General features: G+C 71.9%; 17 protein-coding genes. 7 read left to right on the forward strand and 10 right to left on the reverse strand.

The window, feature by feature from the left end; all coding sequences use genetic code 11:
* Window positions 1–39: 39 nt before the first annotated feature.
* Entirely contained in the window at window positions 40–342 is a 303-nt protein-coding gene (locus tag ACFSKW_RS47635; RefSeq protein ID WP_379581245.1) for a hypothetical protein, read from the forward strand.
* Window positions 343–515: 173 nt separating this feature from the next.
* Here the strand turns inward: ACFSKW_RS47635 and ACFSKW_RS47640 are convergent, their stop codons facing one another.
* The 4 genes from ACFSKW_RS47640 to ACFSKW_RS47655 form a co-directional block, all read right to left on the reverse strand.
* On the reverse strand, window positions 516–2,156 hold the full coding sequence (locus ACFSKW_RS47640; RefSeq protein WP_379581246.1) for a DNA repair helicase XPB: 1,641 nt from the start codon (window positions 2,154–2,156) through the stop codon (window positions 516–518).
* A 57-nt stretch (window positions 2,157–2,213) separates the two neighbouring features.
* Window positions 2,214–2,618 carry a hypothetical protein gene (locus ACFSKW_RS47645; RefSeq protein ID WP_379581247.1) on the reverse strand — a complete coding sequence of 135 codons (405 nt, stop codon included), beginning with the start codon at window positions 2,616–2,618 and terminating at the stop codon, window positions 2,214–2,216.
* 57 nt (window positions 2,619–2,675) lie between these two features.
* Window positions 2,676–4,139, reverse strand: coding sequence for an AMP-binding protein (locus ACFSKW_RS47650; RefSeq protein WP_379581248.1), 1,464 nt, complete (start codon window positions 4,137–4,139; stop codon window positions 2,676–2,678).
* Between the two features lie 105 nt (window positions 4,140–4,244).
* Window positions 4,245–6,557, reverse strand: coding sequence for a helicase-associated domain-containing protein (locus ACFSKW_RS47655; protein WP_379581249.1), 2,313 nt, complete (start codon window positions 6,555–6,557; stop codon window positions 4,245–4,247).
* Window positions 6,558–6,601: 44 nt separating this feature from the next.
* Between ACFSKW_RS47655 and ACFSKW_RS47660 the strand changes: the two genes are divergently transcribed.
* On the forward strand, window positions 6,602–7,426 hold the full coding sequence (locus ACFSKW_RS47660) for a hypothetical protein (RefSeq protein ID WP_379581250.1): 825 nt from the start codon (window positions 6,602–6,604) through the stop codon (window positions 7,424–7,426).
* Here ACFSKW_RS47660 and ACFSKW_RS47665 read toward each other — a convergent pair.
* Both ACFSKW_RS47665 and ACFSKW_RS47670 read right to left on the reverse strand, forming a co-directional pair.
* On the reverse strand, window positions 7,419–8,036 hold the full coding sequence (locus tag ACFSKW_RS47665) for a TetR/AcrR family transcriptional regulator (protein ID WP_379581251.1): 618 nt from the start codon (window positions 8,034–8,036) through the stop codon (window positions 7,419–7,421). The two genes, ACFSKW_RS47660 and ACFSKW_RS47665, sit on opposite strands and share 8 nt — an antisense overlap.
* A gap of 125 nt (window positions 8,037–8,161) precedes the next feature.
* Entirely contained in the window at window positions 8,162–8,518 is a 357-nt protein-coding gene (locus tag ACFSKW_RS47670) for a hypothetical protein (RefSeq protein WP_379581252.1), read from the reverse strand.
* A gap of 75 nt (window positions 8,519–8,593) precedes the next feature.
* Between ACFSKW_RS47670 and ACFSKW_RS47675 the strand changes: the two genes are divergently transcribed.
* Entirely contained in the window at window positions 8,594–9,196 is a 603-nt protein-coding gene (locus ACFSKW_RS47675; RefSeq protein WP_379581253.1) for an HAD family hydrolase, read from the forward strand.
* Between the two features lie 175 nt (window positions 9,197–9,371).
* The gene (locus ACFSKW_RS47680) at window positions 9,372–9,764 is read left to right on the forward strand and encodes a cold-shock protein (protein WP_358131093.1); all 393 of its coding nucleotides are present in this window, start codon (window positions 9,372–9,374) and stop codon (window positions 9,762–9,764) included.
* Here ACFSKW_RS47680 and ACFSKW_RS47685 read toward each other — a convergent pair whose 3' ends face one another.
* Entirely contained in the window at window positions 9,765–11,258 is a 1,494-nt protein-coding gene (locus tag ACFSKW_RS47685; protein WP_379581254.1) for an MFS transporter, read from the reverse strand.
* 124 nt (window positions 11,259–11,382) lie between these two features.
* On the opposite strand from ACFSKW_RS47685, the gene ACFSKW_RS47690 reads away from it, so the two are divergent.
* The 3 genes from ACFSKW_RS47690 (at window position 11,383) to ACFSKW_RS47700 (ending at window position 16,845) form a co-directional block, all read left to right on the forward strand.
* Window positions 11,383–12,186, forward strand: coding sequence for a DUF3027 domain-containing protein (locus tag ACFSKW_RS47690; protein ID WP_379581255.1), 804 nt, complete (start codon window positions 11,383–11,385; stop codon window positions 12,184–12,186).
* Window positions 12,187–12,274: 88 nt separating this feature from the next.
* Window positions 12,275–15,232: a sacsin N-terminal ATP-binding-like domain-containing protein gene (locus tag ACFSKW_RS47695; RefSeq protein ID WP_379581475.1), complete on the forward strand. Its 2,958-nt coding sequence runs from the start codon at window positions 12,275–12,277 to the stop codon at window positions 15,230–15,232.
* Window positions 15,233–15,414: 182 nt separating this feature from the next.
* On the forward strand, window positions 15,415–16,845 hold the full coding sequence (locus tag ACFSKW_RS47700) for a carboxylesterase/lipase family protein (protein WP_379581256.1): 1,431 nt from the start codon (window positions 15,415–15,417) through the stop codon (window positions 16,843–16,845).
* Window positions 16,846–16,955: 110 nt separating this feature from the next.
* Here the strand turns inward: ACFSKW_RS47700 and thpR are convergent, their stop codons facing one another.
* The 3 genes from thpR to ACFSKW_RS47715 form a co-directional block, all read right to left on the reverse strand.
* A complete protein-coding gene (gene thpR, locus ACFSKW_RS47705; RefSeq protein ID WP_379581257.1) occupies window positions 16,956–17,501 on the reverse strand; it encodes an RNA 2',3'-cyclic phosphodiesterase in 546 nt (181 codons plus the stop codon).
* Between the two features lie 120 nt (window positions 17,502–17,621).
* A complete protein-coding gene (locus tag ACFSKW_RS47710) occupies window positions 17,622–18,842 on the reverse strand; it encodes an MFS transporter (protein WP_379581258.1) in 1,221 nt (406 codons plus the stop codon).
* Between the two features lie 23 nt (window positions 18,843–18,865).
* Window positions 18,866–19,258, reverse strand: a complete 393-nt coding sequence (locus tag ACFSKW_RS47715; protein WP_379581477.1) for a MarR family winged helix-turn-helix transcriptional regulator — start codon at window positions 19,256–19,258, stop codon at window positions 18,866–18,868.
* Between the last annotated feature and the right edge of the window lie 34 nt (window positions 19,259–19,292).

Here is a 19,292-nt window from a genome sequence, read left to right on the forward strand (position 1 = left end):
CGGGCTCGGGAGCTTCCAATCGATTAATCAGGAGGCGGCGTGAGGATCTCCCCAGTCATTCCGACGGTCGCCAGCCTTTTGCTGGCGGCTCTGTGGGGGCTGTCGGTCTTCGCCGGCTGGGGGCTCGAGGCGTTCTGCACCGACGGGGAGACCTCCGTGGCGTGCGCGGAGCGGCTCGACAGCGTCTCGACCCTGTCAGGGTTGTTCGCGGTGCTCGCGGCCTTTCTCACGGTGAGCGCGTGGCTGTTCCCCGCACGGTTCGCCGTACTGATCGGTAGCGCGGTGCTGGCGTGGGTGATCGCGGAGGGTGTGCTCTTCGTCGGCGGGATGCTGGCCCAGTAATCGCTCCCCAAAATCCGAAAAATCCGGGCATGTCCGGTGGATTCGACGGATCATGGGGGTATGTCGCATCGCGACAGCTTTTGCCGGTGAGGGGGTGGTCCGATTGTTCAAGGCCCGCGGGGTTTCGTGGACCTAGGCGTCCGGCTCGCGCGAGGGCTTTCGCGCGAGCCTTTTCACTGGTGTACGTCGTCGGCGTCGATGATCTGGTAAGCGTAGCCCTGTTCGGCCAGGAACCGCTGGCGGTGCGCGGCGAACTCCTGATCGACCGTGTCACGGGAGACCACCGTGTAGAAGCGCGCGCCCCCGCCGTCGGCCTTCGGCCGCAGCACCCTGCCGAGCCGTTGGGCCTCCTCCTGCCGTGACCCGAAGGTGCCCGACACCTGGATGGCGACGGCCGCCTCCGGCAGGTCGATGGAGAAGTTGGCCACCTTGGAGACGACGAGCACCTGCAGCTCCTTGTCGCGGAAGGCCTGGAACAGCCGCTCCCGCTCCTTGATCCGCGTCTCGCCCTTGATGACCGGCGCGTTGAGATGCTCGGCGAGCTCGTCGAGCTGGTCGATGTACTGGCCGATGACCAGCACCTGCTCGCCGAGGTGCCTCCTGACCAGTGCCTCGGTCACCCGCGTCTTGGACGGCGTGGTCGCGGCGAACCTGTAGCGCTCCTCCGCCTCCGCCATCGCGTACGTCAGGCGCTCCTCGTCGGACAGCGTGACCCGCACCTCGACGCAGTCGGCGGGCGCGATCCAGCCCTGGTTCTCCATCTCCTTCCACGGCGCGTCGTAGCGCTTGGGGCCGATGAGGGAGAACACGTCGCCCTCGCGGCCGTCCTCGCGCACGAGCGTCGCGGTGAGCCCGACCCGGCGTCTGGCCTGCAGGTCGGCGGTCATCCTGAAGATCGGCGCGGGCAGCAGGTGGACCTCGTCGTAGACGATGAGCCCCCAGTCGCGGGCGTCGAACAGCTCCAGGTGGGCGTAGACGCCCTTCCGCTTGGTCGTCATCACCTGGTAGGTGGCGATGGTGACGGGCCGGATCTCCTTCTTGCTGCCGGAGTACTCGCCGATCTCGTCCTCGGTGAGCGAGGTGCGCTTGAGCAGCTCCTGCTTCCACTGGTGGGCGGAGACGGTGTTGGTCACGAGGATCAGCGTCGTGGCCTCCGCGTGGGCCATCGCCGCCGCGCCGACGATCGTCTTGCCCGCGCCGCAGGGCAGCACGACCACGCCCGAGCCGCCGTGCCAGAACGCGTCGGCCGCCTCCTGCTGGTAGGGACGCAGCGCCCAGCCGTCCTGCAGCAGCTTGATCGGGTGGCTCTCGCCGTCGACGTAGCCCGCCAGGTCCTCGGCCGGCCAGCCGAGCTTGAGCAGCGCCTGCTTGATGTTCCCGCGCTCGCTCGGGTGCACGGCGACGGAGTCGCCGCCGATGCGATCGCCCAGCATCGGCTGGATCTTCTTCGAGCGCAGCACCTCTTCGAGCACCGCGCGGTCGGTGGAGGCCAGGACCAGGCCGTGAGCCGGGTCCTTCTCCAGCCGCAGCCTGCCGTAGCGGGCCATCGTCTCGGCCACGTCGACGAGCAGCGCGTGGGGCACCGGGTAGCGGCTGAACCCGATCAGCGCGTCGATGACCTGCTCGGCGTCATGGCCGGCGGCCCGCGCGTTCCACAGGGCGAGTGGCGTGACGCGGTAGGTGTGGACGTGCTCGGGTGCCCGCTCGAGCTCGGCGAAGGGCGCGATCGCCTTGCGACACTCGTCGGCCCGTTCGTGGTCGACCTCGAGCAGCAAGGTCTTGTCGGATTGGACGATCAGTGGGCCGTCGTTCACAGGCTTCTCTCCGGGGTCGGTACGGCTACCGCATATCCAACACCCGGAGGCCGGCGGTTAGTCCAGGTTCCCCGATACTCCCAGCGCGATGATCGTACCGACGCCCAGAACGATCAGCACGACATTGATGCCGATGCTGATCCATGTCCATTTGAGCAGGTTGCGCGCCTTGTCGGGCATGGTGTCGACCTGTCCGAGGGCGATGCCCGCCAGGATCGCGCCGGCGATGCCGCCGGGTGTGACGTAGCAGCTCAGCGCGAGCACGATGCTGATGACGAGCGCGACGATCGCGTGCGTGCGGGGGCCCTGCTGGGGCGGCGGGTACCCGTAGCCGTAGCCGGGCTGCTGCTGGCCGTACGGCGGGCCGTAGGGGTTCTGGCCGCTCTGGTTGTACGGCGAGCCGTACGGCTGCTGCTGGCCGTAGGGGCTCTGCTCGCCGGAGTTGTCGTAACCGCTGCTCACTGTGTCACCTTCTCGCTCACTAGCCGTGTCAACAGATATCACGAAATGACGGGGCGATTAGGCGAGACGGGCACGCAGTGCCTTGCGATCGAGCTTGAGCACGCTGGTCACGGGCACATGATCGGTGAAATGAATCTCTCGCGGGTACTTCACCCTGCCGACGCGCTCCCGCGCCCAGGCGATCAGCTCGTCGGCGGTGGCCGTGCCCCCGGGGACCAGCTGGACGAAGGCCACGACCTCCTCTCCGTGCACGGGGTCGGGGCGGCCCACCACGCCTGACATCGCGACGGACGGATGGGCGTTCAGCGCGTCCTCGACGTCGCGGGGGAAGACGTTGAAGCCGCCCCTGATGACGAGGTCCTTCTTCCTGTCCACGACATACAGGTAGCCGTCGTCGTCGAGGCAGCCGATGTCGCCCGTGCGCAGCTCGCCGTCCACGACGGGGGAGCCGAGGCCGCCCCAGTAGCCGAGCATCAGCGACTCGCCGGCGACGCAGATCTCGCCGATGTCGCCCGTCTCCACGTCCTCGCCCGCGTCGTCCCTGATCGTGATCGTGTAGCCGGGAAGCGGGAGGCCGACGCTGCCGGGCTTACGCCTGCCGGGCGGGTTGAAGGTGGTGACGGCGCTGGTCTCGGTCAGGCCGTACCCCTCCAGGATCTGCACGCCGGGTACGCGCCGTTCGAACTCCTCCAGCAGCGCGCGGCCCAGCGGGGCCGCGCCGCAGGTCAGGTGGCGCAGGTCGGGCAGCGGGGTGTCCTCGAGGGGCTCGGCGAGCAGCATCTGGAGCATGGAGGGCACGACGGTTCCGTACTGCACGCGCTGCTCGACGGCCAGCCGCAGGAACGCCTTGGGGTCGAACCAGCGCATGAGGACGGACTGCTGCGGCTCCCTGGCGTGCAGGCCGGCGATCGACACGATCAGGCCGTAGGCGTGGGAGAGGGGGACGGGGACGATCGCCCTGGTGACGCCCGGCTGGTAGGCCAGGTCGTAGGCGTCCTTCGCGACCTGCCACAGGCCCGCGTGGCTGAGCATGACGCCCTTGGCCCTGCCGGTGGTGCCGCCCGTGTACATCACGGCGGCCAGATCGGCGGGGTCCCGCGGCACGGGCCCGTGCTCGGCCGCCTCGGCCAGCTCCCCCGTATCCACAAATATCGGGATCTGTGGCTCGGCGGCGTGGACCGTGTCGAGCAACTCCGCGGACGTCACGATCGCGGTGGCGCCGCTGTCGATGACGATGTGGCGCAGCTCCTCCACGCCGACCAGGAACACCACGGGGGTCACGACCGCGCCCGCCGCCCAGACGGCCTGGTAGACGACGGGGACGTCGGGACTGGTCACCATCATCACGACCACGCGGTCGCCGGGACGGACGCCGGCTCGGATCAGGCCGCCGGTGACGCGCCTGGCGCGTTCGGCGAGGGTGTGACCGCGGTGCCAGACGCCTTCGTAGAAGACGGCGTCGTGGTCGTCGAAGCGGGCCCACGACTCCTCTGCCAGGCGGCCCAGCGTGTGGTTCGTCACGTCCTTACGTTGATCGGCTCACGGGGGTGGAGTCAACGGGAGCCCGGCTATTGCGTCCGACCCGAGACCGTCGCTCTCCCCGGCCGACGGCCGTTCCCGGCGAGCTCAGGTGACGGTGGCGACCCCGGTGATGCGGTGGAGGGCGAAGCGGTGGACCGCCGCGCGGGTCTCGTCGTAGGCCGTCAGGTAGCCGCCCTCCATCCGCGCGGGCTCCAGGATGCGGCTGGTGGCGTTGCCCTGGGAGTCGAGGTACCCGATCCACACCCGCACCCCCTGCCGGATCGCGTCCTGCAGGGCGGAGATCGTGGTGGTCGCGGGGCCGCGGGGCACCGACCCGTCGGGCGCCTCCAGCGGGGCGCGACGGGCGTCGCCGGCCCGCATGGCGCGTACGGCGGCGGCCACCACGTCCGGGTCGAGCCCGTTGAACGACGAGACCGCCCTGGCGGTCGGCAGCCCTTCGGTGCGCCTGGCGTCGAGCTGGGTGAGGATGACGTCCCCCTCCAGCGACTCGGGGACGGGCGCGAACCCCATCGCCCTCAGCGAGTCGACCAACGCGGCCCTGGAGGTGCGGGAGGCGATGACGGTGGGGGCCAGCCGCCGCAGCCGCAGCGGCGTCGAGCGCCGGTCGGCGATGAGCTGGTCGAGCATGGAAGGGTCGTCGCTGCGGATGTAGGCACTGGCCGTGCCGACGCGCATCCTGCCGTGCCTGCGGGCCACGTCGGCCACCAGGTAGGACAGCGGCTGCGGCACGGGCGTGGCGGAGTGGCGGGCGAGCATGGACAGCAGCTCGTCGGCGCCCTGCCCGGCGTCGAGCGCCCGCCTGATGGACGACTCGCCGAACCGGTAGACGGTCGCCCCTCCCGTGGACTCCACGTCGGCTGCGAGCGTCAGCCAGCGCGCCAGCTCGCTGGTGAGGGGGCCGGGCGCGACGGCGGTGAGGTCGGCCTGGAGCAGCACGTGGTCGACGGGTTCGGGAAGCAGCGGGGCCAGGACGGCGGCGGCCTCGCCCGAGCCCGCCAGTACGGCACGGCCAGGCGCGGACAGCACGCCGAGCCCGGTGAAGCCGAGCTGCTCGGCTTCGCGCAGGGTGAAGTCGGTGAGCTGCTCGCGCAGCGGGCCGCGCCGCCTGGGCTGCTCCCACGCCAGGCGCCGCAGGACCGACTCGCGGCTGGGCGCCAGGCCGGGGGCGGCGGCGAGCACGCGGAGCGTCGCCTGCCGTACCTCTGGCGCCGAGGAGCGGCGCAGGTCGGGGTGGAGCGCGTTGAGCAGGCGGTCGCGCTCGTCACGCTCGCCCACGATGCCTGGCACGCGGTCGGTGTGCAGCCAGGTGGCGGCCAGCGTGACCCAGCGGTCCTCGGTCGGCCTGACGCGCCAGGTGTCGTAGGCGGGGGTGGGCAGCCACTCGCCGTCGACGCTGCCGCCCGAGCCGACCAGTCCCGCGGCGTGGGCGACCTCGACGACCAGCGCGGCGGCCCACTCGGGCAGGTCGAGCTGCGTGGCGGTGCGCTTGAGGTCGCGCACGCCGAGGCCGCCGGTGCGCAGGACGCCGGGGGCGTCGAGGCTCCAGCGCTCGCACAGCTCCTCGACCGCCCGCACGAACGTGAACGCCTGGCCCGCGGCGGTCCTGTCGGCGAGCTGCTGGGAGCGTTCGGAGCCCTCCAGCGGCGGCGCCTCGGGCGACAGGTCGCGGTGGACGCGTCCTTCGCGCAGGTACAGGCCGACCTCGCGGGGCAGCGACACGCTCTCCTCGCCGGTGGCGGCCAGCAGCCCTCTGGCCAGCAACTCCTCGATCGGCGAGCGGGCGGTGCCGACGCGGACGGCGCGGCGGGCGTTGGGCACCCTGCCGCTCGGCGGCCCCCACGCCAGCTCCTCCAGCGCCTGCCGGGCGGGAGGAGAGACCTCCTCGACGAGCTTGCCGGGTTCGGCCATGGCCGCGGCGAGCCGCTCCTTGCCCGTTCCCTCGGTGCCGGGGGCGATGTCGTCGGCGATCTCCTCGAGCTGCTCGGGCGGATGGTGGCGGAACACCTCCACGACGGGAGGGCCGAGCCCGGCGGGGTCGTCCAGCACCTTGCGGACGCCGGGGGCCAGCTCCGGCGCCTCGTCGGGCCCGTAGACCAGGGCGAGCGCGCGGAGACGGTCGAGAGCGTCGTCGAGCGGGACCTCGCCGTCCACGGCCCTTTCGAGCAGGCGGCCGAGCGCGGGCTTGTCCACGGAGCCGGCCACGGCCAGCGTCTCCACCACGGCCAGCGCGAACCTGTCGAGCCTGTCGAGCGCGCGGCCGATGGCCGAGGGGCTGCCCGCGCGCGTGGCGAGCCCCTCCAGGTGAGCGGGGACCGGCGTGATCAGCTCGGGGCGCGCCGAAACGAGCGCACCCAGCTGCTCGTCGGTGCGCTCCCTGATCCACTGGGTGAACTCCATCATTGCAATGGTATGTTCCTGCGGATTCGGGCAGCATGGCTTGCGTGATCGAACGAGCCGACCAGCTCGTCCTGGACTTCGTCAGCAGGGCGGCCGACGCCGCCCACGGCGTGTTGCGCCAGGACCACCGGCTCGACTTCGTCAAGCGGCTGAGGGCCCGCATCGAGTCCGAGCGCGCCGGCAGCGAGGACCCGAAGGCCGTGGCCAAGGTCCTCGCCAGGTTCGGCGACCCCGCCGCCCTCGTCGAGCGGGAGGCGCGCCGCCTCAGCGGCGCGTCCGAGGTGCCCCAGGTCCAGGCGGAGCCCGAGGTACGGCCGGCCGGCAAGGACACGGCGGTCTTCCCGCGCGTCGTGGACGACGTTCCGCCCGGCGTGGCGCGCAGCAGGCGGGAGGCGCGGGCCGAACTGGCCGCGAGGGCGGAGCGCGGCCTGCCCTTCGCGGGGCTGCGCAGGGCGGCGATGGCCAGGGCCAACCCCATGGCGACAGGCGGCAGGGACGCCAGGACGCTCGTCAAGGCCCATCCGCGCGAGGTCCTCGCGATGGGGCTGCTCGTGCTGGCCGCGCTGCTCGTGCCGTTCGGCCTGCCCGCCGTCGCGATTTTCCAGCTGCCCGCGATCGTGTGGGCGGTCGGGGCGGCGACCGCGCTGACGAGTGACAGTTGGTCCTTCAAGGACCGGATGACCGGGCTCGGCGCGCCGATCTTCGGCTACGCCGTCGGCGGGGTGGTGATCGCCGCCCTGCGGGCCGAGAGCGCCGGCGGGTTCAACGCCTTCGTCGAGCAGTTCTTCGCGGTCAGCGGCGTCATGTTCATGATCTTCACGGGGCTGGGCGTGGTCTGGCTCGCCTACCGGCTGTGGGACGTCAGCTGACCGGTGCGGGCGCGGGCAGCAGGCCGACGGCCAGCCGTACCCATGCGGCGACGAACTGGTCCTTCTCCGCGTGGCCCGGCGACTCGCCCACCGTCTCCTGGAACAGCCGGTAGTGGACGACGGCGCCGCCGAGCACCGCGCCGATGCCGGTCCAGTCGACGTCGACCTCGGCGTACTCGGGCTGGGCGCGGAACCAGGAGGTGATCGCGTCGAACATCGGCTGCAGCAGCCCCTCGCGCACGACCGCGACCAGTTCGGGGAACTGGCTCAGGTCGCGGAAGAACACCCTGGTCAGCTCGCTCTCCTCGCGCACCTTGGCCAGGCCCGCCCTGCACAGGTGAGACAGGCGTTCCTCCAGATCGGCCGAGGACTCCATGCTGCTGAGCTGGGCGAGGCTGTCGGCCACCTGGGTGCGCGTGCGCGCGGCGTGCTCGTGCATCGCCGCGGCGAGCACCTCGTACTTCGACTTGAAGTGGCGGTAGAGGCCTCCCGCCCCTGGAGAGAGCCCGGCGGCGGCCTCGATCTCGGCCACCGAGGTGGCGGAGTAGCCCCGCTCGGCGAACAGCCGGAGGGCTTCGTCGACGATCCGCTCGCGCGTCGATCTGGCCATGTCGTTCCTAGTACCTCCAACCGACGAGAAATGTGCTCATCAGACCGCCGCGTCACCTTCGTGCCAGTCTAGGGACCCGGCGGCGGTCCGATTGGCACGTTTCTCATGGGTAAGGACCATAGTCGCTACGGCGTGACGCGCCGGATCAGGCTCGCCACGGCCGACCCCATGATCAGCCACACCAGGGCGGCCAGGCCGTAGTTGACCAGCACCTGCCAGCGCGCGTCCGCCAGCTGGAACAGGTCGTACAGGCCGAGCGACAGCGAGGTGGCGAACGACTCGACGAACCGGACGAGCGAGTTCGCGGGATTGGTGGGAAAGATCGTGAAAGCGATGTAGAGAACGAGAATGAGCGCGGCCAGCCGCGAGACGACCCTGACGGCCCACACGGCGAAGTCGGCCGTGCGCCGCCACACGCTCACCGTTTTCTGGGCGGCCGGTCGTGCCGGGCGATGAGGCCTGGTCCCCTGACTTTCCGCCATGGCCGCTCCCTTGGATAAGTAATTCCTTTCTTCCCACTTCAACGGTGCCATACCAGCGACCGTTACTCTTCACCCGTGGGGAAATCAGTGGGATTCGACCTTGATATGACGCTGGCGGACACTCGATCGGGGATCGCGGCCGTCTACGACCAGCTCGCCGTACGGCTCGGCGTCGCCATCGACAGCGCGACCGTGATCACTCGCCTCGGCCCTCCGCTGGAGCAGGAACTGGCGAACTGGCTGCCGCACGAGGACGTGGCCGCGGCCGCCACCCTGTTCAGGCGGCTCTACCCCGACGTCGCCGTTCCCGTGCACACGGCCATGTCCGGCGCGCACGACGCCGTCCAGGCCGTCAGGGAGGCCGGAGGGCGGGTGATCGTCGTGACGGGGAAGAACCTGCGCGACGCCACCAGCACCGTCGAACTGCTCGGCTTCAAGGTCGACGAGATCGTGGGATCGGTGTTCGGTGCCGACAAGGGATCGGCTCTCGCGCGCTTCGGCGCGGCCGCCTATGTTGGAGACCACGTCGCGGACATCGAGGCGGCGCGAGCGGGAGGCGCCGTCAGCGTGACGGTCGCGACGGGCCCTTACACGGTGGGAGAGTTGCGTGATCACGGAGCCGATGTGGCACTGGCGGATCTGACGGAGTTCGCCGCCTGGTTCGGCCGCTGGAACTAATGGAAACGCGCGGCTGGGACCGCCACCAGGAACCTCGGCGCTCGCAGGCGTGGCGTGACGGACCGAGGGGCACGTTTCTCATTAGAGATGCGGATTTACCCGGTCGCTCTCCGGCTCTGCTGGGCATAACCTACTTCCATTCATCTTTCCCGACAGCATGAACGAGGTCCCCCCTGTGCCGAGTGGCAAGGTCAAGTGGTACGACGCCGACAAGGGTTTCGGCTTCCTCACCCGCGACGACGGCGGTGAGGTCTTCGTGCATTCCTCCGCGCTTCCCACTGGCGCGGAGCCGCTCAAGCCCGGTCAGAAGGTCGAGTTCGGCGTGGCCGAGGGGCGCAGGGGACAGCAGGCGCTGTCGGTGCGGATCCTCGAGCAGCCGCCGACGCTGGCCAAGACCAAGCCGAAGGGCAAGCGGAAGAAGCCCGACGAGATGGTCGTGATCGTCGAAGACCTCATCAAGCTGCTCGACGTCATCTCCGAGTCGTACCAGCGGGGCAAGCAGCCCGACCCCGCCCACTCCAAGAAGGTCGCCTCGGTACTGCGCGCGGTCGCCGACGACCTCGACTGATCACCCGTGCGGGTTGGTCAGCGGCTTGGTGGTCGTCGGCGCGGGCGGCGGGTCGGCGACCTCGACCACCGCGACGTCGGTCGTCCTGGCGTCGTTCCTGGCGTCGTTCACCTTGGCCTGCACCTTGGCGTCGCGCGCCTTGACCCTCGCCCTCCTGAGCACCAGGAGGGAACCGAGGGCGAGGGCGAGCACCACGGCCATCGCCGTAAGCCCGCCGGGACCGGCCGACCAGTCCGAGACCAGCAGCCCGACGAGCCCGCCGAACACCCAGGCGACCTGGAGCAGCGCCTCGACCACGCCGAAGGTGGACGAGCGCACCTCCTCGCCGATCTCGCGCTGCACGATCGCGTCGAGCGCCAGCTTGCCGAGCTCCTGAGCGAACGCGGCGATCAATGCCACCGCGACCGCGGCCCACAGGCCGAACAGGAACGCGGTGACGCCCGCCGTCACGAGGCTCACGGCCAGCGTGAGCAGCACGATGAGCTGGGGCGAGTGGTTGCGCGCCCAGTTGGCGACGGCCGCGCCCGCCAAGCCGCCGAGCCCCGCCGCCGCGGCCAGCATCGCGATCGTGGTGGTCGTGGGCAGGTCCTTCAGGTGCCCGTCCTGCACCAGGAAGAGCAGGAAGAACAGCAGGAAGCCGGAGAAGAGGCGGATGGCGGCGTTGGCCCGCATCGCCTCGGTCACGGCGGGTCCGACGTTGAGCAGCGTCCTCCATCGCGCCCGCTCTCCTCGCTCGTCCTCCTCCTCCAGGTCGGGCGAGTCGACGTGGCGCGGCAGCCGTACGGCGAAGACGCCGAGCAGCAGGAAGACCACCATCGCCAGGCGCAGCACCCACGCGGCGCCGAGCCAGGCGGTCAGGCCCGCCGCGATCGGCACCGCGATGCCCGCGGCCACCAGCGAGAACAGCGCGACCCTTGCGTTGGCGCTCACCAGCGTGATGTCGGCGGGCAGCACGCTCGGCATGATCGCCGCGCGGGAGACGTTGTAGGCCTTGGACAGCACGAGCACCCCGAGCGCGCCCGCGAACAGCGTCAGCACGTCGCCGGGCCCGACGGCGGCGGCCATGGCGAAGCAGAGCAGGCCGCGGGCGAACAGCGTGCCGGCCATCACGTAGCGGCGGCCCGACCTGAACCGGTCGAGCACGGGCCCGACGAACGGCGCGACCACCGCGAACGGGATCATCGTGATCAACAGGTAGAGCGCCACCTGGCCACGCGCCTCGTTGACGGGCAGCCCGAAGAAGATGGTGCCGGCCAGCGCCAGCGTGATGAGCGAGTCGCCCGCGCTGTTGGCGGCCGTGAGCTCGATGAGGCGGCCGAGGCCCGTGCGGCCGGCGCCCTGGGCGTGTGTCAGCCGCCGCGTCGCGTGGCCGACCCGCTGCGCGCCACTCGCGGTGGCCAGCCCGACCCGCCTGGTGCCCCGCGCCGTGGCGAGCCCTGCCCGCTTGGTGCCGGTCGCGGTCGAACGGCCGGCCCGCCCAAGCGCAAGACTCACCCGTTTCACCCACGACAGCACACGATCCACGCTTACCAGTCTTACCCGACGCGGGTGCTCGCACGTCCATCCATGGGTGAGAATGGAGTGTGAGCGAACAGCACCTTGCGGCGGGAGCGGGCCTTTGACCAGGACCAGGACCCGCGTCTCCCCGCCTGACCAGGCCTGTGTCGCCGCCGTCGAGCTCGCGCTGGAGGCCGCGCGAGAGCTCGCCCGACCGGGAGAGCCCGGTGCGCACCTGGGCTACGAGGGCGAGGGCGACCGGATCGTTACACATTATTTCGCCTGCCTCGACCGGGCCTACAAGGGCTGGCGATGGGCGGTGACCGTGACGCGCGCCTCTCGCGCCAAGAACGTCACGGTCAGCGAAGCCGTCCTGCTACCCGGAACCGGGGCGATGCTCGCGCCCCCGTGGCTGCCGTGGAGTGAGCGGCTGCGGCCGGGCGACCTGGGCGTCGGCGATCTGCTGCCCACGTCCGAGGACGACGACAGGCTCGTGCCCGGCTTCACCGGCGGGGCCGACGAAGAGCTCGACCATCAGATGATCTTCGAGTACGGCCTCGGCAGGGCCAGGGTGCTGTCGGCCATCGGCAGGGACCGCGCCGCCAAGCGCTGGCACTCAGGCGCCCACGGGCCGCACACGCCGATCGCGCACGCCGCCCCCGCCCAGTGCTCCACCTGCGGCTTCTTCTGGCCGCTCGCGGGCGGCCTGCGGGGCGAGTTCGGCGTGTGCGCCAACGAGTACGCGCCGGACGACGGCAAGGTCGTCGCCGCCGACCACGGCTGCGGCGCCCATTCCGAGGCCGCGGTCATGCCGCCGCCGGTCGAGCAGGCCTCGCCGATCCTCGACGACCTGGGCTACGACCTGATCGAGGTCGAGTCGGGGTCGGTCGAGGAGTCGGGCTCGGAGGAGCTCGGCCACTCCTGATCAGGATTGTCGGCACGGACCGCTAGCCTTCGGTGGCCCCTCTCTCGTTTTAGGAGTTAGCCCCGTGGACACCTTTGGCACTGACCGGATGCGCGCCGCCGTACTCACGGCCTGGCAGGCCTCGCCCGCGCGCTTCCGCGAGGACGCCAACGCCGAAGAGGACTTCGCCCTCGGCGGCTACCGCGACCGTCTGATCGTCGAGCTGGCGCAGAACGCGGCCGACGCGGCCCTGCGCGCGGGCGTGCCGGGCGTGCTGCGGCTGGAGTTGCGCGACGGCGTGCTCACGGCCGCCAACACGGGTGCGCCGCTCGACGCCGCGGGAGTCGAGGGCCTGTCGACGCTGCGGGTGTCGGCCAAGCGTGATCACATCGGCGCGGCAGGGCGCTTCGGCGTCGGCTTCGCCGCGATCGTGTCCGTCTGTGATGAGCCGTCGATCGGCTCGCGGTCGACGGGAGCGGTCCGCTGGTCGCGAGAGGAGACGGCCGAGGTGGTGGCCGCCGAGCCGGGCCTGGCCGCCGAGCTGGCCTCGCGGGAGGGCCACGTGCCGCTGCTGCGGCTGCCGTTCCCCGCCACCGTCGAGGTGCCCGACGGTTTCGAGACGTCGGTACTGCTGCCGCTGCGCCCCTCGGCCGTCGACGCGGTGCGGCGGATGCTCGAGGAGACGAGCCCCGCGCTGCTGCTCGGCATGCCCGCGCTGACCTCGATCGAGATCACCGTCGACGGGGTCACCCGCACGGTCGAGCCCTCCGGCTGGCACGTCGTCTCGGCCTCGGGCGAGTTCGCCGCCGAGGAGGTCGCCGCCTACTTCGCCGACCGGCCGACGGAGGAACGTGCCAGGCCGTACTGGTCGGTGCGCTGGGCCGTACCGGTGGAGGCGGGTCCGCTGCCCGTGCCGCAGGTCGTCCACGCGCCGACGCCCTCCGACGAGCCGCTCGACCTGCCCGCGCTGCTCATCGCCTCCTTCCCGATGGCCACCGACAGGCGTCACGTCGCCCACGGGAAGCTGACCGACTTCCTCATCGAGCGCGTCGCCGAGACCTACGTCAGGCTGCTCGAGGAGCTGCCGCGCACGCCCCGGCTCCTCGACCTGGTGCCCGCGCTCATGGGCAAGGGCGAGCTCGACGCCCGCATCAGACGCGCGATCCTGCGCCTGCTGCCCGACGTGCCGCTGCTGCCTGCCCTGTCGGCGCCCGCGCCCGTGGTGACCTCGCCCTCCTTCGACGACGCCGCGCTCTACGACCCCGACGCCGCCTGGCAGGTCGAGCATCCGGTGCGCGAGCCGTCCGCCGACGGGTGGGTGGTCTCGGGCAGGGAGGCGTCCGCGGTCCACGGCTCGGGCGAGTTGCTGGCGGTGCTGGCCGAGATCGTGCCGGGCCTGCTGCCCGCGGGCTGGCCGGCCAGGCATCCCGCGCTGTCCGCGCTCGGCGTCCGCAGGGTGGAGCTCGCCGAGGTCGTCGACCAGCTGTCCGGCGAGGCGATCGAGGGGCGTGACCCGTCGTGGTGGCGCTCCCTCTACGAGGTGCTGCCCGGCGACGACCCCGAGGCGCTCGGCGCGCTGCCCGTGCCGCTGGCCGACGGGCGGCTCGTGCGCGGGCCCCGCGGCACGCTCATCCTCAGCGCGCCGCTCGACCTCGCGCCGCTCGGCCTGCGCATCGTCCACCCCGACGCGGCGCACCCGCTGCTGCTGCGCCTCGGCGCCTTCGAGGCCACGCCGCGCGCCGTCCTCGACGACCCGCTCACCAAGACGGCGGTGTCGCAGTCGTTCGACAGCGACGACCCCGACGCCGTGGCGCGGGCCGTGCTGTCCCTGGTCGACGCGGCGGGGCTGACGCCGGGCGAGGAGCCGTGGCTGTCGGAGCTGGCGCTGCGCGGCGACGACGGCTCGCTCTACCCTGCGGGCGAGCTGCTGCTGCCCACGGGCGCGCTGGCCGGGCTGCTCGTCGACGACGCGGGCTTCGGCGTGGCCGCCGACACCTACGACGCGCGCGTGCTCACCGCCGTCGGCGTGCTCGACGGGTTCGCCGTCGTCAACGACTCCGACGTGCTGCTCGACGTCGACTCGTGCGACCACGACCTCGACGAGGAGGACGCCTGGCTCGAGTTCGTGCACGACCTGCTGCCCTCGCTCGAGGTGCCGCCGGTGGTGCCCGAGTTCACCGCCATCCGCGACCTGGAGCTGGTCGCCGACTGGCCCGCCGCGCTCGCGCTGATCACCAGGCCGCCGCTGCGGGGCGCGCTGCTCCCGCTGCGCGTCGAGGGCGTCGAGGTGCCCTCCTACACCGCCTGGTGGCTGTCCACACACCGGGTCCTCGACGGGCGGCGGCCCGTGGAGCTGCGCCTTCCAGGAGCCGACCCGCTGCTGACCGGGCTGTACGACGAGGCGCCCTCAGGGCTCGACTCCGGCGCGCTGGCGATGCTGGGGGTACGCACGACGCTGACCGACCTGCTGGCCGCTCACGGTGGGCCTGAGGAGCTCCTGGAGCTCCTGGCGGATCCGGCGGTCACCGTCGACAGGGCCCAGCTCCGGTCGCTGTGGATGGCGCTGGCGGCCGTCGAACCCTCACGGGTGGCGCCGCCGTCCTCCGTGCGGGCCGTGCTCGGCGGCGACATCGTCATCGCCTCCGCCGACGACGCGGTGGTCGTCGAAGCCCCCGACCTGCTGCAACTGGTGACCGACCGGCCGCTGGTGCTGGCGCCCTTCGATCTGGCCGAGTCGCTGTCGGAGCTGGTCGACCTGCCGCTGGCGGGCGAGCTGGTGACGGGGCAGGTCACCTCGTCAGGGGTGGAGCGGCCGGTGCCCGCGGAGGTGAAGTCGCTGCTGCCGTCGGCTCCCGAGGTGTACGTCGAGCACGAGAAGCTGCTGGTCGACGGCATGCCGTGCGCGTGGCGGTACTTCGACGGAATGGTGCACTGCGACGGGGTCGACGGGCTGGCGCGCGGGCTGGCGTGGGCGACGGGGCAGTGGAACGACCGCCTGGCCGTCGCCGCCCTGCTGCGCGACCCTTCGGCGGTGCCGCTCCTGCTCGCGGAGTCCGACCTGTCCTGACCTTCGCGTCCGCTCCCAGGACTCCCCGCGGCTCGCGCCGTCCGACCTGTCCTGGCCTTCGCGGCCGCCCCAGGACTTCCCCCGGCTCGCGCCGTCCGACCCGGGGCTCGTGGATTGCGGGGGCGGGTCTCGCGCGGTCGTCCAGGTTGTCTCAGGCGGCCGCGCCGCCTAGCGTCCGTCAGGTGACCGACACCGTGGTGAAGACCGCCCTGGGCCTGGTCCGGGGGCGGGAGGAGGACGGCGTCGCCGCCTTCAAGGGGATCCCGTTCGCCGCCGCTCCCGAAGGGCCGCTGCGCTTCCAGCCGCCGGCCCGGCCGGCGGCGTGGGACGGCGTGCGCGACGCCTCCGCGTTCGGGCCCGCGCCGCCGCAGGCGCCGCCCGCGCCGGGCGTCCCGCCGATCTGGCGGCCCGGCGACGGGATGGACTGCCTGACGCTGAACGTCTGGACCCCCGACCTGGGCGCCGGCCGCCTGCCCGTCATGGTGTGGATCCACGGCGGCATGTGGAAGACGGGCTCGTCGAGCATGCCGCACTTCGACGCCGCGACCCTCGCCCGCTCGGGGGTCGTGGTGGTGACGTTCAACTACCGGGTCGGCTTCGAGGGCTTCGGCCACCTGCCCGGCGTGCTGGACAACCGGGGCCTGCGCGATCAGATCGCCGCGCTGGAATGGGTGCGGCGCGACATCGCGGCGTTCGGCGGCGACCCCGGCAACGTGACCGTCGTCGGCCATTCGGCGGGCGCCGCCTCGGTGGCCCTGCTGATGGCCGCGCCGGCCGCCAAGGACCTGTTCGGGCGCGCGATCGCGCAGAGCGTCCCGGACGGCTACCGCGACGTCGCCGACGCCGAGCGGGTGACGGGGACGCTCGCCGCCGCGGCGGGCGTGCGCGCGAGCCTGGAGGGCTTCGCGGCGCTGCCGCCCGAGGCGATCCTCGCCGTGCAGGACGCGCCGCTGACCGGACCGCAGGCAGGGATGAGCGCGTTCGGGCCCGTCGTCGACGGTGACCTGGTCACCGGGCCGCCGTGGGAGGCGATGCGGGAGGGCGCGGGCAGGGAGGTCGACCTGATCTGCGGGTTCACCCACGAGGAGTACAGGGGGATCGCGCCGGGCTTCGATCCGTCGGGCGTCGACCTGGCGGCGGTGGCGGCGGCGATCGGGCTCGGCCAGGACGCGGCGGACGCCTATCGCGCCGCCCATCCAGGACGCGGCGACGCGGACCTGTTCGTCGTCATGATGTCGGACGCGCTGGTCCGGATGCCGACCACCAGAGTGGCCGAGGCGCACGCGCGCGCGGGCGGCAGGACCTGGCTGTACGACTTCGCGTGGCAGGGGGCCGCCGTGGGAGCCGGTCACGGTGTCGACGTGCCGTTCGTCTTCGGCGACGGCGGCAGCAGGTACGCGGCCCGGCTGCTGGGCTCCCCGGTTCCGGACGGCTTCGCCGCGCTGTCCGAGCGGATCCGTACGGCGTGGGCCGCCTTCGCGACCTCGGGCGATCCAGGCTGGCCGCGTTTCGACCTCGAGCACCGCCGTACCAGGATCTGGGACACCACGCCCCGCGACGAGGACTACCCGCTGGCCGGCTCCTACCGCGTCTGGGAGCGGCGGGGCGGCTGAGAGCGCGCTCCGCGCGTCAGGTCAGCACCGCGCCGACGATGACGATGAGCAGCAGCACGGCGAGCACGGTCGGAAGAAGCCAGAAACGAGGACGGTCCACGCGGTGCAGCCTAACCCCGGTCATCGGGTGCGAGAGCCCAATGTCCGAGTGACTCGTACCTCACCGACGCGCCCAGGTGGCTGCGGACCAGGTGGACCGAGTCGGCCGACCAGCTCGACCCCTCGAACGACGACAGCGCCTCCACCAGGGGGCGCAGGTCGGTGGGGTGCTTGGCGCGGGCGATCGTCAGATGGGGGCGGAAGGGCTTGTCGTCGGTCTGCGCGGCTCCGGCCCGCCGTCCCGCGGCGCTCGCGGAGGCGGCCAGCCGTACCAGAGGGTCGCCGGCGAGGCCCAGCCAGAGCACGCGCTTGGAGAACGCGCCCGCGCCGGTGAAGGCCAGGCGTTTGGCGGGGTGGCGGGCGGCGGCGCGGGCCAGCCGTTCCTCCAGGTCGGGAAGGACATGTTCGGGTACCTCGCCGTAGAAGGCGAGCGTGAGATGCCAGGTGGCCCTGTCGGGCCAGCGGACGCCCTCCACCAGCCCCGTGACGGGCGTCAGCGCGGCGGCCACCTCGTCGAGGATGTCGGGCGGGGGGACGATCGCGGCGAACAGTCTCACACGACCGATTGTCCCGCCCGCGGTCGCGGACCGGCGGGCGGGGGCTCAGGTCATGCCGGGCGGGTACCGCGGGCGGCGATCACGCGGTGGCGAGTGCCGGGCGGGTACCGCGGGCGCCGATCACGCGGTGGCGAGTGCCGGGCGGGTACGGCGGGCGCCGATCGCGCGGGTGAGCATGATGGCCAGACCGGTTCCCGCGAGCGTGAGCACGCCGCCGATCATGACGCCGACCCGCGGTCCGCCCAGGTCGGCGATCCAGCCGATCAGGGGCGCGCCGATCGGGGCGCCGCCGGTGAAGACCAGCACGTAGATGCCCATGACCCGGCCGCGCATGTCGGGCGAGGTCGACATCTGTACCAGTGAGTTGGCCGCGGTGTTGACGGTGATCAGCGCGATGCCCGTGGGGGCCAGCAGCAGGAGGTAGACCGGGTAGAACGGGGCTAGGCCCACCACCACCTGGAACAGCCCGAACCCGATGGCGCCCGCGATGAGCAGCTTGCGCGTCGGTCGGGCACGGCGGGCGGCCAGCAGGGCGCCGCCGAGCGCGCCGATGGCGAAGGCGCTGGAGGCCACGCCGAACGACGAGGCTCCCTGGCCGAAGACCTGGCGGGCCATGAGCGCGATCGACATCGAGAACGACTGGGTGAACATCGCCATGAACGCGATCACCAGGATCGGCAGCAGCAGCTCCGAGCGCTCGACGACGTAGCGCAGGCCCTCGCGCAGCTGGCCCTTCGCCCTCGGGACGAGCTCGGCGGGGTTCAGCTCCGCCTTGCGCATGAGCAGCAGGCTCGAGATGACGCCGCCGAAGGTCAGCGCGTTCAGCAGGAAGATCGGGCCTGTGCCGATGGCGTACATGAGCACGCCCGCGACCGCGGGGCCGACCACGCGCGCCAGGTTGAAGATCGAGGCGTTCAGCGCGATCGCGTTGGGCAGGTCGTCACGGCCGACCATCTCGACCACGAACGCCTGCCGGGTCGGCACCTCCACGCAGGAGATCACGCCGAGCAGGAAGGCCATCGTGTAGACGTGCCAGACCTGGGCCGAGCCGGTGACGGTGAGGACGCCCATCGTCAGCGCCAGCGTCGCCATCAGTGACTGGGCGACCAGCAGGACGGGGCGCTTGGGGTAGCGGTCGGCGAGGACGCCGCCGAACAGGCCGAACATGAGCTGCGGGAGGAACTGCAGCGCGGTCGTGGTGCCGAGGGCCGCCGCGCTGCCGTGAGTGAGGTCGAGCACCAGCCAGTCCTGGGCGGTGCGCTGCATCCAGGTGCCGACGTTGGAGACGACACCACCGGCCGCGAACAGCCGGTAGTTGTGAACCCTGAGAGACCGGAACATTCCGGTCCTGGGTTCGTCAGGCTCTATATCTTGCTGAGCTTCTCCAGAATCGGTGCCGCTTGGCGGAGCACCGCCCGCTCCTCGGGTGTCAGCTCCTTCAAGCGCTGCGTCAGCCACGCTTCCTTCAGCCGGCGCTCCTCCTTCAGCAGCGCCTTGGCGGAGTCGGTCACCGCCACGGTCACCTGCCGCCGGTCGGTCGGGTGCGGTGAGCGCGCGACCAATCCGCGCTCCTCGAGCATGGCGATCACCCGTGTCATCGAGGGCGGTTGCACCTTCTCGAGCTCGGCCAATTCGCCGGGGGTTATCCCTGAATGCCGTTCCACGGCGGCGAGCGTCGCGAACTGCGTGGGTGTCAGGGTGTGTGCCGCCGCCTGTCGTCGAAGTCTTCTGGTCAGCCGCGCCAGCGACACGCGCAGGGCTGATGCCAGGCCCGCGTCGCTGCGCAGGTCC

Origin of the sequence: Nonomuraea mangrovi (assembly GCF_042681425.1) — a bacterium.
Lineage (GTDB): Bacteria > Actinomycetota > Actinomycetes > Streptosporangiales > Streptosporangiaceae > Nonomuraea > Nonomuraea mangrovi.

Coding starts and splice junctions, on each gene's coding strand:
- ACFSKW_RS47655 (WP_379581249.1), bottom strand. CDS start 6,557: ATGGAGTTCACCCAGTGGATCAGGGAGCGCACCGACGAGCAGCTGGGT.
- ACFSKW_RS47665 (WP_379581251.1), bottom strand. CDS start 8,036: ATGGCCAGATCGACGCGCGAGCGGATCGTCGACGAAGCCCTCCGGCTG.
- ACFSKW_RS47670 (WP_379581252.1), bottom strand. CDS start 8,518: ATGGCGGAAAGTCAGGGGACCAGGCCTCATCGCCCGGCACGACCGGCC.
- ACFSKW_RS47695 (WP_379581475.1), top strand. CDS start 12,275: ATGCGCGCCGCCGTACTCACGGCCTGGCAGGCCTCGCCCGCGCGCTTC.
- ACFSKW_RS47710 (WP_379581258.1), bottom strand. CDS start 18,842: ATGTTCCGGTCTCTCAGGGTTCACAACTACCGGCTGTTCGCGGCCGGT.